The organism is Mycobacterium tilburgii (assembly GCF_902168065.1).
Lineage (GTDB): Bacteria > Actinomycetota > Actinomycetes > Mycobacteriales > Mycobacteriaceae > Mycobacterium > Mycobacterium tilburgii.
The window spans coordinates 1-14,769 of sequence record NZ_LR655750.1 but is presented as its reverse complement, the minus strand read 5'-3'; the positions used below and the strand labels follow the sequence as shown (position 1 = coordinate 14,769).

Annotated in this window: 12 protein-coding genes and 5 pseudogenes; 6 read left to right on the top strand and 11 right to left on the bottom strand. The window is 67.7% G+C overall.

Annotated features, from left to right (window positions below; genetic code table 11):
• Both FQ389_RS16570 and FQ389_RS16565 read right to left on the bottom strand, forming a co-directional pair.
• Nucleotides 1–280, bottom strand: a pseudogene (locus FQ389_RS16570) (hypothetical protein); the annotation flags it as partial.
• Nucleotides 277–1,290, bottom strand: coding sequence for a Ppx/GppA family phosphatase (locus FQ389_RS16565; RefSeq protein ID WP_144209595.1), 1,014 nt, complete (start codon nucleotides 1,288–1,290; stop codon nucleotides 277–279). The pseudogene FQ389_RS16570 and the gene FQ389_RS16565, both read right to left, overlap by 4 nt.
• A gap of 131 nt (nucleotides 1,291–1,421) precedes the next feature.
• Here FQ389_RS16565 and FQ389_RS16560 point away from each other — a divergent pair, with 131 nt between their 5' ends.
• Nucleotides 1,422–2,204, top strand: coding sequence for a hypothetical protein (locus FQ389_RS16560; RefSeq protein WP_144209591.1), 783 nt, complete (start codon nucleotides 1,422–1,424; stop codon nucleotides 2,202–2,204).
• A gap of 10 nt (nucleotides 2,205–2,214) precedes the next feature.
• Here FQ389_RS16560 and FQ389_RS21510 read toward each other — a convergent pair.
• A pseudogene (locus FQ389_RS21510) lies at nucleotides 2,215–2,935 on the bottom strand (FadR/GntR family transcriptional regulator).
• Nucleotides 2,936–2,987: 52 nt separating this feature from the next.
• Here FQ389_RS21510 and FQ389_RS21505 point away from each other — a divergent pair.
• Nucleotides 2,988–3,645, top strand: a pseudogene (locus FQ389_RS21505) (hypothetical protein); the annotation flags it as partial.
• A 45-nt stretch (nucleotides 3,646–3,690) separates the two neighbouring features.
• Here the strand turns inward: FQ389_RS21505 and regX are convergent.
• The 6 genes from regX to FQ389_RS16520 form a co-directional block, all read right to left on the bottom strand.
• Nucleotides 3,691–4,374 carry a two-component sensory transduction protein RegX gene (gene regX, locus FQ389_RS16545; protein ID WP_144209588.1) on the bottom strand — a complete coding sequence of 228 codons (684 nt, stop codon included), beginning with the start codon at nucleotides 4,372–4,374 and terminating at the stop codon, nucleotides 3,691–3,693.
• A 46-nt stretch (nucleotides 4,375–4,420) separates the two neighbouring features.
• The gene (locus FQ389_RS16540; protein ID WP_144209585.1) at nucleotides 4,421–5,659 is read right to left on the bottom strand and encodes a sensor histidine kinase; all 1,239 of its coding nucleotides are present in this window, start codon (nucleotides 5,657–5,659) and stop codon (nucleotides 4,421–4,423) included.
• Nucleotides 5,660–5,823: 164 nt separating this feature from the next.
• Entirely contained in the window at nucleotides 5,824–6,573 is a 750-nt protein-coding gene (locus tag FQ389_RS16535; protein WP_144209582.1) for a phosphoglyceromutase, read from the bottom strand.
• A gap of 24 nt (nucleotides 6,574–6,597) precedes the next feature.
• Nucleotides 6,598–7,107 (bottom strand): type III secretion system chaperone family protein, encoded by a 510-nt coding sequence (locus tag FQ389_RS16530; RefSeq protein ID WP_186296483.1) that lies wholly within the window; start codon nucleotides 7,105–7,107, stop codon nucleotides 6,598–6,600.
• A 40-nt stretch (nucleotides 7,108–7,147) separates the two neighbouring features.
• Nucleotides 7,148–8,488: a D-inositol-3-phosphate glycosyltransferase gene (gene mshA / locus FQ389_RS16525; RefSeq protein ID WP_407662930.1), complete on the bottom strand. Its 1,341-nt coding sequence runs from the start codon at nucleotides 8,486–8,488 to the stop codon at nucleotides 7,148–7,150.
• Nucleotides 8,489–8,546: 58 nt separating this feature from the next.
• Nucleotides 8,547–9,854 carry an ROK family transcriptional regulator gene (locus tag FQ389_RS16520; protein WP_144209576.1) on the bottom strand — a complete coding sequence of 436 codons (1,308 nt, stop codon included), beginning with the start codon at nucleotides 9,852–9,854 and terminating at the stop codon, nucleotides 8,547–8,549.
• Nucleotides 9,855–10,018: 164 nt separating this feature from the next.
• Between FQ389_RS16520 and FQ389_RS16510 the strand changes: the two genes are divergently transcribed.
• Nucleotides 10,019–10,768: an SDR family oxidoreductase gene (locus tag FQ389_RS16510; RefSeq protein WP_144209573.1), complete on the top strand. Its 750-nt coding sequence runs from the start codon at nucleotides 10,019–10,021 to the stop codon at nucleotides 10,766–10,768.
• On the opposite strand, the gene FQ389_RS16505 is transcribed toward FQ389_RS16510, so the two are convergent.
• Complete coding sequence (locus FQ389_RS16505; RefSeq protein ID WP_144209570.1) at nucleotides 10,752–12,095, bottom strand: L,D-transpeptidase; 1,344 nt, start codon at nucleotides 12,093–12,095, stop codon at nucleotides 10,752–10,754. The genes FQ389_RS16510 and FQ389_RS16505 overlap by 17 nt on opposite strands.
• A 46-nt stretch (nucleotides 12,096–12,141) precedes the next feature.
• Nucleotides 12,142–13,242, bottom strand: coding sequence for a UDP-N-acetylmuramate dehydrogenase (locus FQ389_RS16500; RefSeq protein ID WP_144209567.1), 1,101 nt, complete (start codon nucleotides 13,240–13,242; stop codon nucleotides 12,142–12,144).
• A gap of 26 nt (nucleotides 13,243–13,268) precedes the next feature.
• Here FQ389_RS16500 and FQ389_RS16495 point away from each other — a divergent pair.
• The 3 genes and pseudogenes from FQ389_RS16495 to FQ389_RS20885 all read left to right on the top strand — a co-directional run.
• A pseudogene (locus FQ389_RS16495) lies at nucleotides 13,269–13,600 on the top strand (DUF2505 domain-containing protein); the annotation flags it as partial.
• A 132-nt stretch (nucleotides 13,601–13,732) separates the two neighbouring features.
• Nucleotides 13,733–14,575, top strand: coding sequence for a carbon-nitrogen hydrolase family protein (locus FQ389_RS16490; RefSeq protein WP_144209563.1), 843 nt, complete (start codon nucleotides 13,733–13,735; stop codon nucleotides 14,573–14,575).
• A pseudogene (locus tag FQ389_RS20885) lies at nucleotides 14,572–14,769 on the top strand (DUF2993 domain-containing protein); the annotation flags it as partial. The gene FQ389_RS16490 and the pseudogene FQ389_RS20885, both read left to right, overlap by 4 nt.

The window sequence follows — 14,769 nt, the reverse complement described above, 5'->3', positions numbered from 1 at the left end:
AAAACGACCCACGCCCCCCCCCGGCCCCGACGTCGTCCGCCGCTTCGGTTTTGGCTTCGGGTTCAGCAACCTCGGCCGGTTTGGTGTCGGCGCGGTGGTCGTCCCGGATGACAGGAATATCGCCGGTCAGTTCGGCGACGGTGACGGCGTCGCTGTCGCGGCGGCGGCGCCGCCGCCGGGTGACCGCCGGGGTGCCAATCGTTCCGTTCTTCGCTAACAGCTCGGCCACCGAGATCGGCCGAGTGCCGGGGCTGTCGGTCTCGGAATGTGGTCCGGTCATGATTTGTCGCCTCTCGATCGGTTGGTGTTCCGATCTGTCTCGTCTCCAGCATTGCGCACCGGCGTCTCCACGAGGGCGGTTCCGTCCGCTTCGCTGTCGAGCTTGCGCAAGATAAGACCTTCCCGTAATGCCCACGGGCAGATATCCACTGTGTCGATCGCCAGCACCCGCATGCTCGCCTCCGCCACCAATGCGCCCGCCACGATCTGTGGCGCGCGCTCGGCGCTCACTCCTTCCAATTCGGCCCTGTCAGCGGTGGTCATCCTAGAGATGAAAGATATGAGTTGCCTGAGGCCATTGGCGGTCAGCGTCCGTTTTACCCGTGGTCCGGCGGCCGACGGCGCAGCGCCCGTCAGCCGCGCCAACGAGCGGAACGTCTTCGATGTCGCGACCGCGAGATCCGGCTCGCCGGCTTCGAGCACCGCCACGCTGGCGTCGGACAGCTCGGCGTCCAGCCAATCGCGCAGCATCGCCACCCGGCGCCGGCCCGGCGGGTCGTCGGGCAGCCACTCCCAGGTCAGCCGTCCCGCTCCCAGCGGCAGCGACAGCGCCACTTCGGGTTCCTCGTCGACGCCGCTGGACAGCTCCAGCGAGCCGCCGCCGATGTCGAGGTTGATGATTCGCCCGGCGCTCCAGCCGTACCAGCGGCGCACCGCCAGGAAGGTCAACCGCGACTCGTCCACACCGGTCAGTACCTGTAGCTTGACACCGGTCTCCTTGCGGACGCGGCTCAGTACGTCGTCAGAGTTCTCGGCGTCGCGGACTGCCGAGGTGGCAAAGGCCATCAGCTCGGCGCACCCGGAGCTCACGGCGATCTTGGCGAACTCGTCGATGGTGGAGATCAGTTTCTCGGCACCGCGCTTGGTGATCTTGCCCGAGCTGTCGGTGGCCTCGGCCAGCCGCAGGGTGGCTTTCGTCGAACTCATCGGCGTCGGATGCCCCCCGCGGTGGGCATCGACCACCAACAGATGGACCGTGTTGCTGCCCACGTCAAGCACGCCTAATCGCACGAAAACAAACTAGCGGGACAACGACGCGGGCGCGGTTGCGCCCCGCTGAGGAACACCACAATCCCCCGCCGGGGGCGCCGGCAGACACCCCGGCGCCCCCGGCGGGGGATTTTTGGTCTAACGTTGCATCCGTGGCGAATTCGCACCCAGAATCAGGGCAAGAAGTGGAATTGGATTTTGCCCGCGAATGGGTGGAGTTTTTCGATCCGGACAATCCCGAACACCTGATCGCGGCCGACCTCACCTGGCTGCTGTCCCGCTGGACCTGTGTGTTCGGCACCCCGGCCTGCCGCGGCACAGTGGCCGGCCGCCCCGATGACGGATGTTGCTCGCACGGCGCCTTTTTGTCCGACGACGACCGCGGTCGGCTCGATGACGCGGTCAAGCAGCTGACCGACAACGATTGGCAATTCCGCGAAAAAGGGTTGGGCAGCAAGGGCTACCTGGAACTCGACGAGCACGACGGCGAACCGGCGTATCGCACCCGCAAGTACAAGCACGCGTGCATTTTCCTGAACCGACCGGGATTTGCCGGCGGCATCGGCTGCGCGTTGCACAGCAAGGCGCTCAAGCTGGGGGTGCCACCGCTGACGATGAAACCCGACGTCTGCTGGCAACTGCCGATCCGGCGCAGCCAGGAGTGGATCACCCGGCCCGACGGCACTGAGATCCTCAAGACCTGGGTCACCGAATACGACCGGCGCGGCTGGGGTTCCGGTGGCGCCGACCTGCACTGGTACTGCACGGGCGACCCGGCCGCGCATGTCGGGGCCAAGCACGTGTGGGAAAACCTGGCCGACGAACTCACCGAACTACTCGGCGCCAAGGCGTATGCCGAGCTGGCGGCAATGTGCAAGCGGCGCAGTCAATTAGGCCTGATCGCCGTGCACCCCGCCACCCGCATCGCCGAGTAGCGAAGCTCCGTCAGGTGGTCTGCGAGCGGAAGGCCGCGACCATGCGCAGCGCACTCGCGGTCAGGTACACCTCGACGGCCGTGGCAGCCGCGGCGGCGTCGCGCGCCAGCACCGCGTCGGTGATCGCCCGCAGGTCGGCCACCACCCAGGTCCGGCTCGTCGTAGGCGCGGGTGAGCTCGTGCTCGCGGCCGCCGAAGGCGTCGTCCACCCAGCGGTAGAGCAACCCCAGGGCACGGTTGCGGGTGCCATGGATCAGCACCCGGAAGTAGGCCAGGTCGGTGGCCTGCAGCGCCCCGGCGCCGCGGGCATCCCGCACCGCCGTCAGCGCCGCGCGTAGCGCCTCGTCATCTCGGCCGTGCTGCGCTGCGCAGCCAACCGACCGATCAGCGGGCCGAACGCGGCGCGGATCTCGAGCAGCTCGACTAGAAACTCGGGCGCCAGTTTGCGGATCAGCGCCTCGACCACCGCCGGATGCGTCAGCTCCTGCGGGTCCCGCACCACGTTGCGCTGCCGTGTCGGGCCTCGATCAGGCTCCCATCTGCTGCAGCCGTGCCAGGCCTTGGCGCAGCGAGGTGCGGTTGACCCCGAGTTGCTCGGCCAGCTCCCGTTTCGGCGGCAGCACCAAGCCCTGCGCAAACGCGCCATCGAGGATGGCGTCGACGATCGACGCGGTGATCTGTTCGTCCACGCGCTGGCGGTCCGGCGGCTGCAGCACATTCGACTGGTTCATTGGCTCAATCCAATATAGTGGACGGATCCGACAACGTGGTGGAAGCGAGGCAGTGGACGACGAGCAACGATCGGCAGTGTCCCCACGCTGGCAGGGGCAACCCGACCGGCTGGAGGTCTGGTACGCCATCTTGTCGGACCCGCAGACACGCACCGGGGCTGTGGAGCCACTGCGAGACGGTCGCGCCGATCGACGGCCGCACCCCCTACGCGCACGGGTGGGCCACCTGGTTTCCGGCGGACGGCTGCCCGCACACCGAGCGTTTCGGCCCCGAACCAGGCGCGACCCGCCGCCGGGGTCGCGCCTGGTTCGACGCCGCCAGGGTGCGTGCGACGCCCGAAGAACTGGCCGGACGGGCCGAGGCCCTCGCATGGGAGCTGTCCTGGAAAGACGCCGGCACACCGCTGTGGACATTTCCCCGGCCGGTCTGGGAGCGCGAACTGCTGCCCGGCACCCAAGGTCGTCCTCGCCCCACTGCCGACTTCACCGGCTCCCTGACCGTCAACGACGCCGCCGCGCCAATCGAGGGGTGGCGGGGCGGCGTCGCGCACATCTACGGACACGGCAACGCCAGACGCTGGGGCTGGATTCACGCCGACTTCGGCAACGGCGACGTCCTGGAGGTGATCACCGCCGTGTCCCACAAGGCGAGGCTGCGACGGCTGCCCCCGCTGGCGTTCGTCCGCTTCCGCGTCAACGGAAAGTATTGGCACTGGCGGTGGCCGACGAGGTCGTCAGCACGCGCTGACCGCGAGCTAGCCCTCGAGCTTGTAGCCCAGCCCGCGAACGGTCACCAGGTGCACCGGGTTAGCGGGATCGGCTTCGATCTTGGACCGCAGCCGCTTGACGTGCACGTCGAGCGTCTTGGTGTCCCCGACGTAGTCGGCACCCCAAACCCGATCGATCAGCTGCCCGCGGGTCAGCACCCGGCCACTGTTGCGCATCAGATATTCGAGCAGATCAAATTCCTTGAGCGGCAAGGTGATTGTTTCGCCGTTGACCGACACGACGTGCCGTTCGACGTCCATCCGCACCGGCCCGGACTCCAAGACGCCGTCGCTGATCTCGGAATCGTCGTCACCGCCCCGGCGCAGCACCGCCCGAATCCGCGCGATCAGCTCGCGCGCCGAATACGGCTTGGTCACATAGTCGTCGGCGCCCAGCTCCAGACCGACCACTTTGTCGATCTCACTGTCGCGGGCCGTCACCATGATCACCGGCACGCCGGAGCGGGACCGCAGCTGCTTACATACGTCGGTTCCGGACATGCCGGGCAGCATCAGGTCCAGGAGCACGATGTCGGCGCCAGCCCGGTCGAACTCGGCGAGCGCCGCCTGCCCATCGGTCACCACGGTGACCTCGAAGCCCTCCTTGCGGAGCAGAAAAGCGAGCGGGTCGGCGAGCGACTCCTCGTCTTCCACAATCAGCACGCTGGTCATCGGGGGTGTTCCTCATCCTTTCGCCTTGCTTCGTCATGCACGCGGATCATCGGCTCAGTTCTTCCTCTCGTTGGGACCTGCTGGGCCGCACCTCGCGAGCCTGGGGTTGCTCGGGTTCTCCGTCGCCGGCACTGTCCCGATAGACCGGGATGGACAACGTGAACGTCGACCCGGTTCCCGGCTTGCTCCACACGCCGATGCTGCCGTCGTGATTCGCGGCAACGTGTTTGACGATCGCCAACCCCAGCCCACTACCGCCGGTGGCTCGCGAACGCGCCTTGTCTCCCCGGAAAAACCGCTCGAAGACCCGCTCCTGGTCCTCCAACGCAATCCCGATACCGCGGTCGGTGACCGCGATTTCGATGTTGTCGCCGCGGCGGCGACGGCTGATCGACACCGGCGAACCCGGGGGCGAATAGGCGATCGCGTTGGAGACCAGATTGGCCAGCGCGGTCACCAACAGCGTTTGATCCCCCAGCACCCGCAACCCGGTGGGCACATCGGTACGAACCTCGATCTTGGCGTTGTCGGCCACCACCTTGTGACGCGAAATCGCTTCCGACACAACGGTATCGACGTCGACCGCGGTGACGTTGGGCAGCCGCTCCGCGCCCTGCAGCCGAGACAACTCGATCAGCTCGGCGACCATGTCCCCCAGCCGGTTGGCCTCGATGAGCACCTTCTCGGCGAACCGGCGCACGGTTCCGGAATCGTCCGCCGACGCCAGCAGCGCCTCGGCCAGCAGCGCCATCGCACCGACGGGAGTCTTCAGCTCGTGGCTGACGTTGGCCACGAAATCGCGAAAGTCGCGCCTGGTGGCTTCCATGCGCGCGTAGTCGGACTGGTCGTGCACGAAAACGACTGCAAACCTCCGGTCTTCCTCGCTGAGCAGCCTGGCCTGGCCGTGCACCGAGATCCCGGGCCGGCCGGCGGCCGCGCGCTTGGCGGGTTGCAGGTCGAACTCGATCTGCTCGCCGTCGAGCGCCTGCTGCGCCGCATCCCAGGCTTCGTCGCCCAGTTGGCGGTCGCGCACCAGGCCCAATTCCTTGGCCCGCTCGTTGAGGTAGACGACGTCACGGTGGGAATCCACCACGGCCGCGCCCAGCGGCATCAGCGTGACAATCTGTTGCAGCATCTCCGCGACGGTGATACCGGTCGACTCAGTGGTCGCTCGCTGCCAGCGGCGCTCGACATGTGCGGACAACCGAGTACCGGCCGCCACACCAACGGCCAGCGAAAGCACTGACAAGACCCCGGCCAGCAACAGCGCCGAGAACACGGTCACGAACGAAATCCTACAAATCTGGTGAACGCAGCCCTAGCGGAACGAGGCCAAAATCGGACAAGTCACGACATGCGTCACAGGTATTCCACCGCCGTTCACGCGATGTTTGGCTAACGAGCGATTTGTCCGCAACAGCGACGATCGACGATGCAGCTGGTCGAAGGCTATCGACTGCCTTGGTTGGCTACCGTCACGGCGCCGGCGGCCGCCGCTTCGGGGTCCAGATAGGTCCCGCCCGGCACCACCGGGCGCAGGTCGGCGTCCAGGTCGTAACGCAGCGGAATACCGGTGGGAATGTTCAGCCCGGAGATCTCCTGGCCAGAAATCCGGTCGAGGTGCTTGACCAGCGCCCGCAGCGAGTTGCCGTGCGCGACGATCAGCACCGTGCGGTCGACGCGCAGATCCGGGACGATGACGTCGGTGAAGTACGGCAGAAACCGCACCACCACGTCGGCCAGGCATTCGGTCAGCGGGCCGCCGCCGATGTTGGCATAACGCGGGTCGGTGTCCTGGCTGTATTTGCTGCCCTGCTTGATGGGCGGCGGCGGGGTGTCGTAGCTGCGCCGCCAGGCCATGAATTGCTCGTCGCCGTACCGAGCCTTGGTTTCAGCCTTGTCGAGGCCCTGCAGCGCGCCGTAGTGCCGTTCGTTGAGCCGCCAGCTGCGATGCACGGGGATCCACAGCCGGTCGGCGGCGTCGAGGGCCAAATGGGCGGTGGTGATCGCGCGCCGCAACACCGACGTGTGCAGCACGTCGGGCAGCAAATTGTGCCCGGCTAGCAGCTCGCCGCTGCGCACCGCTTCCGCTTGGCCCCTTTCGGTGAGGCCGACGTCGACCCATCCGGTGAACAGGTTCAGCGAGTTCCATTCGCTCTCGCCGTGGCGGAGTAATAGCAGCGTCGCAGTGTCAGCCATGCCGGTCAGTCTCTCATGCACTCACTAGGGGTCGTCATCGTCGATCAGGTGTGCGAATGCCTCTAGGTTCTTCAGCGACTCGCCTCGCGAGACCTGCCACTCCCACTCCTTCTGAATCGAGGATCGAAAACCCAATTCCAGCAATGTGTTGAAGTCCGAATCCACCGCTTCGAGGACTTGCCCGAGCACGCGGTCGATCTCCTCGGCGGTTACCGACGCCAGCGACATGCGGCCCACCAGATAGATGTCCCCGACGTTGTCGAGCATGTATGCGACCCCGTAGAGTCGACGGTTGCGCTTGAGCAGGAACCGGTAGACACCCTCGTGGTTTTCGTCGGGTTTGCGGCACACGAACGCCTCGATGCGCACCGAATGCTCGCCGACGCTCAAGATGGTGTTCGTCGTGAGCTTGCGCTCTCCGGGCAGCTCCACCACGAGGCCGGGTAAACCCCCATGTGCCCCCTTATGTTTCGAATACGTCAGCTCGCTGGCCTGCAAGACCCGCTCGATCACCTGCTGCACCGCCGCCGTCACGGGCGCCGCCCGCTTCGCACTGCGTCATCACAGCTACGGCTCATGCGCCTACCCCCTGGCGCGGCGTCCACCGCCGCGGTTTGCGTGCCGCGGCACGGTCCAGCGGCACGCCGACCCGGCGCTGCCGGGCGGCGGCGTAGTCGCCGATGGCCCGCCGGTAGCTGGCCAGCAGCGCGTCGGTGGTGTTCTCCCAGGAGAACGTAGCGGCATGTGCCGCCGCGGCCCGGCTCATCGCCTTGCCCCGCTGTGTGCGGTCCAGCTGCAACAGTTCATCGAGCGCGTGCGCCCAGTCGTCGACGTCGTGGCCGGTCACCAGCGAGCCGGTGACGCCGTCGCGCACGGCCACCGGCAGGCCCCCGACCGCGGCGGCCGCCACCGGCGTGCCACACGCCTGCGCCTCCACGGCGACCAAGCCGAATGACTCCGAATAGCTGGGCACCGCAACCAGATTCGCGGCCTGGAACAACGTGGCCAGGTTCTCGCGCGATTGCGGCGGCAGGAAGGTGACCCGATCGGTGATGCCAAGTTCGTCGGCCAGCCGCACCAGCCCGTCCGGAGTGGCCAACCCGCTGCCGGACGGCCCGCCGGCGACCACGACGCGCACCCCGGGTAGCTTGGCCGCCGCCCGCAGCACGATGTCGGGTGCCTTCAGCGGTTGGATGCGCCCGACGAAGGCGACGATGGGTTCCTCGAGCGCTAGGCCCAGGGCGGCCCGGGCGGCCCGACGATCACCCGGATAGAACACCTCCAGGTCGACGCCGGGATGGACCACATCGATCGCGTCGGGATTGGCCTGGTGAAGTGAAATCAGTTGCTGCGCCTCGTCATTGGTGTTGACGATCAGCCGGTCCGCCTCGTCGACGACCTGCTGCTCACCCACCGTGCGCAGCGGGGGCTCGGGCGAGTCGCCGACGGCCAGTGCGGCGTTTTTCACCGCCGCCAGCGTATGCGCGGTATGCACCAGCGGCACCGCCCACCGATCGCGGGCCAGCCAGCCGACCTGGCCGGACAGCCAGTAGTGCGAGTGCACGATGTCGTAGTAGCCGGCTTCGTGCGACGCCTCGGCCCGCAGCACCGCGGCGGCGAACGCGCACAGCTGGGTGGGCAGATCGTATTTGTCCAGGCCCTCGAACGGCCCCGCCACCACGTTGCGCACCAGCACGCCGGGTTCGACTTCGACCACCGGCAGGTCGGCCGACGCGGTGGCCCGAGTGAAGATTTCGACCTCGATACCCCGCCTGGCCAGGTGCAACGCACTCTGCAGCACGTACACATTCATGCCGCCGGCGTCGCCGGTACCGGGCTGCGCCAAGGGGGAGGTGTGCACTGCTAACAGCGCGACCCGGCGCGGATCATTTCGGAGGACCTCGTCGTGCCGCACTCTATTCATCTTTACAGCACGGCCCGAATGCCAGCCCACGCACGCTGGCCGCGTCCCGTCAGGCGGACGATTCCGGAAGGATTTCGGGGACCCGGGAACCGATCACCCCGGCCCGGCGCATCGCACCCAACGGGTCGACGTACAGGCCGCCCAGCGACACGATGCCCGCCCCGGCCTCCTGCACCCGGTTGCCGAACGCGGTGACCCGGATATCCCGCGGGGCCAGCACCGAGCGGGCCGCGAAGGCCGAATCCACCTGTTCCATCGCCTCCGGATACTCGGTGAAGGCCTGGCCGCCGACCACCAGCTCGTCGGGATTGAGCAGGTCACGCAGCAGCGCGACCGCCTCGCCAAGCACCCGGGCCCGCTCCGCGAGCAGATCCTGGGCCTGCTGGTTGCCGGCCCGGGCCACCCGAATCAGATCGGTGATGCCGGTCGTGGCGCCGTTGGGCCGGCCCGCCGGGGCCGCCAGCACGATGCGCAGCCGGCGTGCCGCCGCCAGGACGGCCTCATCGCTAACCGTGGACTCCAGCTGTCCGGTGCCGCCGAGGAGCTCGGAGTGTGCCGGCAACCCGGCGATCGTGCCGGGGCCGCTGGACGGGCAATGCACCCGCCCGCCGATCACCAGCGCGTAGCCCACGGTCTCGCGGGCGTACACGTACAGGCTGGTCGGCGAGCTGGGCGAGAAGCGCCGCATGCCGAGCAGCAGTTCGGCTCCGGCCATGGCGTCGACGTGGGACGCCACCGACACGGGCAGGTCCAGCGCGTCGGCCAGCACCGGTCCGACCGGGGCCTGCCGCCACCCCAACCGCGGGTGGTCGACGTGTCCGGTGGTGCCGTCGACGGTGCCACCGATGGCCACCCCGACCCACAGCGGCCGGCGCCGGTGCCAGCGCCGCAGATACCTGCCGGCGCTTTCGGACAGCGAGGCCAGCGCCGCGGCCGCGGGGCTGAGCGGCGTCGGGGTCTCGACGGTGTCCAGCGTGCGCCCGAACAGGTCGGTCGCCACGATGCTGGTGGTTCGGGCACCGATGTGGATTCCCAGCGTCACGAACGGTTCGTGGTTGACCTCCACCGGCACCCGCGGGCGTCCGATGGCCCCCGAGACCGCAAGTTCGGCGCGTTCGCGCAGCAAACCCGCGTCAAGCAGCGCAATGACTTGCCGGTTCACCGTCGCGATGCTCAGCGACGTGACACCGGCAATGACGTCACGGCCGACCGGGCCGCGCAATCGAACCGCCCGGAATACCGAGGCCGCGGCGGAATCGGCGATATGCAGCGCCGGGGGCAGAATCTGCCGGTGTAGCCGAAGGTGACCCTTGCGACTTGGCGAATGATGGGTGTGGGTGAAAGAAGTCGAGCGCACGAGCGTCCTTTGTCCGAGTTCTGACGGCCGGTCTTGGCCACAACCTGTTTGGGGTCAGGCGCGGCAACAACACGCACATGCCGCGCAAAGACACGCGGCGGTGTTGCTGAACAGGGCGCTGTGGTGCATATCAGAAATTTAGCACGTTTATTAGAGTTGTCTCGGTGAGTGCTGCGAACGCGAATCAACGAGTTGCCGTGGTCACCGGGGCCAGTTCCGGGATCGGTGCAGCAACCGCCAGATCCCTTGCTTCCCTTGGATTTCACGTCGTCGCAGTGGCACGGCGCGCGGACCGTATCAACGCCCTGGCAAACGAGATCGACGGCAGCAGGATTGTGGCCGACGTCACAGACGATGCTTCCGTGCAGGCGCTGGCCGCCAAGTTGGGCCGGGTCGATGTGCTGGTCAACAATGCCGGCGGCGCCCGCGGTCTGGCGCCCGTCGTCGACGCCGACCTCGAGCATTGGCGGTGGATGTGGGAGACGAATGTGCTGGGCACGCTGCGGGTCACCCGCGCGCTGCTGCCCAAACTCATCGATTCCGGCAACGGCCTGATCATCACCGTAACCTCGGGAGCCGCGCTGGAGGTCTACGACGGCGGCGCGGGCTACACGTCGGCCAAACACGCCCAGGCCGCGCTGCACCGCACACTGCGAGGCGAACTCCTCGGAAAACCAGTGCGGCTCACCGAAATCGCCCCTGGCGCAGTCGAAACCGAATTTTCACTAGTGCGCTTCGATGGCGATCAGCAGCGCGCGGACGCGGTGTATGCTGGCATCACTGCGCTGACGGCGACCGACGTCGCCGAGGTGATCGGGTTCGTGGCGTCGCGGCCGTCCCACGTCGACCTGGACCTGATCGTTTTGAGGCCGCGGGATCAGGCCAACGCGGTGCGGTTTAACCGCCGGGGCTAGGCGACGACGCGGTGGTCTGGGTTCCCGACAAGCTCGGCGCCGTCGACGGGGTGACCGAGGCCGTCACCGGGATCTGGCTGGCCGGCGGATGCGCGTTGGGCGGCGGCAACGCCGACATGGCCACCCAGGTGTCCCAGTCCACCGCCCAGTCCCAGATGTCGCCGTCGGAGTAGGACAACTGGATCGAGCTGCCGGTCACCTCGACCGGATCGCCGTAGATCGCCGAATTGTAGTACTGCTCGGCATCCTCGGTGGACAGGTTGATGCACCCGTTGGTGACATTTGTGTTGCCCTGTGCGCCGGAACTGGCCGGGTTGGCGTGAATGAACTCACCGTTGTTGGAGATCCGCACCGCCCAGCGTTCGTGCACATGGCTGTAGCCGGCCGCGGGGTTAGACATGTAGAAGTCTGCATACTTCTCTGTGACCACGTGGGTGCCGTTGCGGGTCACGTTGCGCGCCTTGTCGGCCTCGCCGTAGCTGCACGGGAAGTCCATGATGACGCCGACGTCGGTGACGACCTGCATCCGGTGTGAGGACACCTCGGCCTTGACGACCTGGCGCCGGCCGATCTGGATCTTCAGCGACATGTCCTGCAGGCCGTAGGCGCCGTCACCGAATGGCAGCCCGTAGAACTTGGCGTCGACGTTGACAGTGGTGCCCGCCGGGTAGTACTCGCGGGGGCGGTAGTGGATGCGGGCGCCCTGCTGCTCGTCCGGCAGCCACGCCCAGCAGCCCTCCACGGGCGGGTTGGTGGTGACGGTCAGCGCCTTCTCGACCGCGGCCTTGTCGCTAATCGGCGCGTCGAACTGGATGATGATCGGCGCGGCGACGCCGACCGTCTGACCGTCGGCCAGCTGGAAGCCGCCGTCGATCTTCTTGTCGGGTTTCACCGTGGTGAATTTGCCTGTGACGGGGACGGTCTTGCCGTCATGACCGACGACCGACCCGCTCCAGCTATAGGTGGTGTCGAAGCCTAGCGGCTCGGTTGTGCTGTAAACGGTGCGGTCCTGATTGAACGCCCCCGCGACCACCTTGCCGGACAAGTTCGTCAACGCCACCTTTTGGAACCAGCCGTCGGTGACGGTGACGCTGATCGGCGCGATGGGAACCACATCGGTGGCCGCATCGGCGGGCTGGTACTTCAGGGACGGTGCCGACTGTTCCCGGCTCTTGTCCGCCTGCTTGGTCACCGGATTGCCACAGGCGGCCAGGACACTCGGCGCGAACACACCTAGCCCGAGGGCTGCCAGCGCCAGCCGCCGATTCATCGGCGGCCGCTCGTCGGAAGTGTTCACGACACTAAAAGATACCGGCCGCAGCGACATCCGCGGCGCCGCGCCGAGTCGGCTAAGGCGCCCGGTCGGACGCAATTCAGTGCTCTAAGCGGCAACCGAGCAGCACAGGTTCGGGTTCCAGTGTGATGCCAAACACGTCGCGAACACCGTCGCGAACGGTGCGCGCCAGCGCCAGCACGTCCGCGGTGGAAGCGTTGCCACGGTTGGTCAAGGCAAGCGCGTGCTTGGTGGACAGTCGGCACGGAGCGGACGGGTCGTCGGGATAGCCCTTGCCGAAGCCCGCGTGCTCCACCAGCCAGCCGGCGGCCAGCTTGACCCCGTCCGGTGCCGGGTAGTGCGGCACCGGCCCATCGACCCGGGCGGCGATCGACTGGTAAACCCCTTGTGCGACAACTGGATTGGTGAAAAATGAACCGACGCTCCAGGTGTCCCGGTCGGCGGGGTCGAGCACCATGCCCTTACCGGTGCGCAGCGCCAGCACCGCGTCACGCACCGCTTGAGGGTCGGCCCGTTCGCCGCTGGCCGCGTTGAGGGCCGCGGTGAGCTCGCCGTACCACAACGGCGCGCTGCGTCCCGACGCGTCCAGCGCGAATTCCACTTCCAATACGACGGCCAGGACCTTCGGGTTCTGTTTGAACACGCTGGTGCGATAGCCGAAGCCGAGCTCGGCGCCGGGGATCCAGCGCACCGCCCCGGTGCGGCGATCGATCACCCGAACCCGGGTGATCGTGTCGGAGACCTCCGCGCCGTAGGCACCCACGTTCTGCACCGGGGTCGCCCCGACGGAACCGGGAATGCCGGAGAGGCATTCCAGCCCGCCCAGGCCGTGCTCGATGGCCGCGACCACCACGTCGTCCCACACCGCGCCGGCCTCGGCGCGCACCAGGTTGGCCTCGATGGTGATGCCGCGGGTGGCCAGTTGCACCGCGGTCAGGTCGGTCAGGTCGTCGGCGATCACCAGGTTGGAGCCGCCGGCTAACACCAACACCGGCCCGGCGTCAACGGACCGGCCGGCCGCGTCCAACGCGCCCAGAACGGCGACCACCTGTTCGCTGCTGGTGCAGGTGATCAGGCGGTGCGCGACCGGTCCCACCCGCAGCGTGGTCAACGGCGCCAACGGCACCGCCTCGGCGACGTGCGCACCAGCGAAGAGCGATCCGGCTTCGCTTGGTTTCATGGCCCGTAACGGTAGCCTGACCTGCTATGCCACGCTCATTCGACTTGTCCGCCGACTACGCGGACAGCGTCGAGGAGCTGCACCGGGCGTTCGGTGCGGCGGCGTACTGGCATGCCCCGACTGGCCGACATCCCGGTCGCCGACCCGCGGCTGGAGTCGCTTCACGTCGGCGGCACCTCGGGCAACGACGGCACCATTGAGGTGGTGACTCTGCAGCAGGTGCGCAGCCACAACCTGCCGGCCATGGTGACCCAGCTGCACCGGGGTGATCTACTGTTCCGGCGCGAGGAACGATGGGGCCCGGTCACCGACGATATCGCCACGGCATCAGTACAGGGCGATCGTGGATACCCCAGTATACAGGGAGCAACGCCTCACCACCGAATGGATCACCAACAACGCGTAATTCGTCACCAGGCCTAGCTGAATCGCCCGCCTTCTCCTCGCTCCGCAAGCGGAGAGCATCGTCACCGGGCCTAAGCTGGCGGACATGCGAATCGCGTTGGCGCAAATGCTCAGTGGCAGCGACCCGGCGGCGAATCTGCAGCAGGTCCGCGACTACTCCGCCCGCGCCGCGGACGCCGGCGCGGCGCTGGTCGTCTTTCCGGAAGCGACCATGTGTCGGTTCGGCGTCTCGCTGCAGCCGATCGCCGAGCCCATCGACGGACCCTGGGCCGACGGTGTGCGGCGGATAGCCACCGACACCGGCATCACGGTCGTCGCGGGCATGTTCACCCCCATCGACGACGGGCGCGTCACCAATACGCTGATCGCGGCCGGGCCGGGCACCCCCAACGAACCGGACGCGCACTACGACAAGATCCATCTCTACGACGCGTTCGCATTCACCGAGTCGCGCACCGTCGCACCCGGCCGGGAACCGGTGGTGATCACCGTCGACGGGGTGAATGTGGGCCTCACCGTTTGCTACGACATCCGCTTCCCGCAGCTGTACACCGAACTGGCCCGCCGGGGCGCCCAGCTGATCACCGTCTGCGCCTCCTGGGGAGCGGGTCCGGGAAAACTCGAGCAGTGGACGTTGCTGGCCCGCGCCCGCGCGCTTGACTCGATGAGCTACGTCTCCGCGGCCGGCCAAGCTAATCCTGGTGGCACGCTGGACGGCTCGGGATCGGCCGCCGGGGCGCCGACGGGCGTCGGCGGCAGCCTGGTGGCCTCGCCCTTCGGCGAAGTGATCGCCTCGGCGGGCGCCGACCCGCAACTGGTGGTGGCCGACATCGACGTCGACCAGGTCGCCAAGGCCCGGGAGAGCATCGCGGTGCTGCGCAATCAATCCGACTTTGCTCAAGGCGATAGGGCACAATCGGTTGGGTGACGAACCCGCAAGGACCACCCAGCGAGGGTCCGTCGTCGTGGACTCGTCCCGGCAATCAAAATCCGTTCGGCTCGCCCACTGAGCGGCTGAGTGCCCCCGGCGCCACCCCGCCTCCCAACCCGGCGGCTGCCGCCGCAGGCCAGCGTCAGTATCCGGCAGGCCCGTACGCCCAGCAGGCGGGCCACACCCCGCCC

Excerpts from the sequence above, each read along its gene's own strand:
- regX (WP_144209588.1), bottom strand. The coding sequence starts at position 4,374 with ATGACCAGCGTGCTGATTGTGGAAGACGAGGAGTCGCTCGCCGACCCG.
- FQ389_RS16535 (WP_144209582.1), bottom strand. The coding sequence starts at position 6,573 with ATGGCTGACACTGCGACGCTGCTATTACTCCGCCACGGCGAGAGCGAA.
- FQ389_RS16505 (WP_144209570.1), bottom strand. The coding sequence starts at position 12,095 with ATGTCGCTGCGGCCGGTATCTTTTAGTGTCGTGAACACTTCCGACGAG.
- FQ389_RS16500 (WP_144209567.1), bottom strand. The coding sequence starts at position 13,242 with ATGAAACCAAGCGAAGCCGGATCGCTCTTCGCTGGTGCGCACGTCGCC.
- FQ389_RS16490 (WP_144209563.1), top strand. The coding sequence starts at position 13,733 with ATGCGAATCGCGTTGGCGCAAATGCTCAGTGGCAGCGACCCGGCGGCG.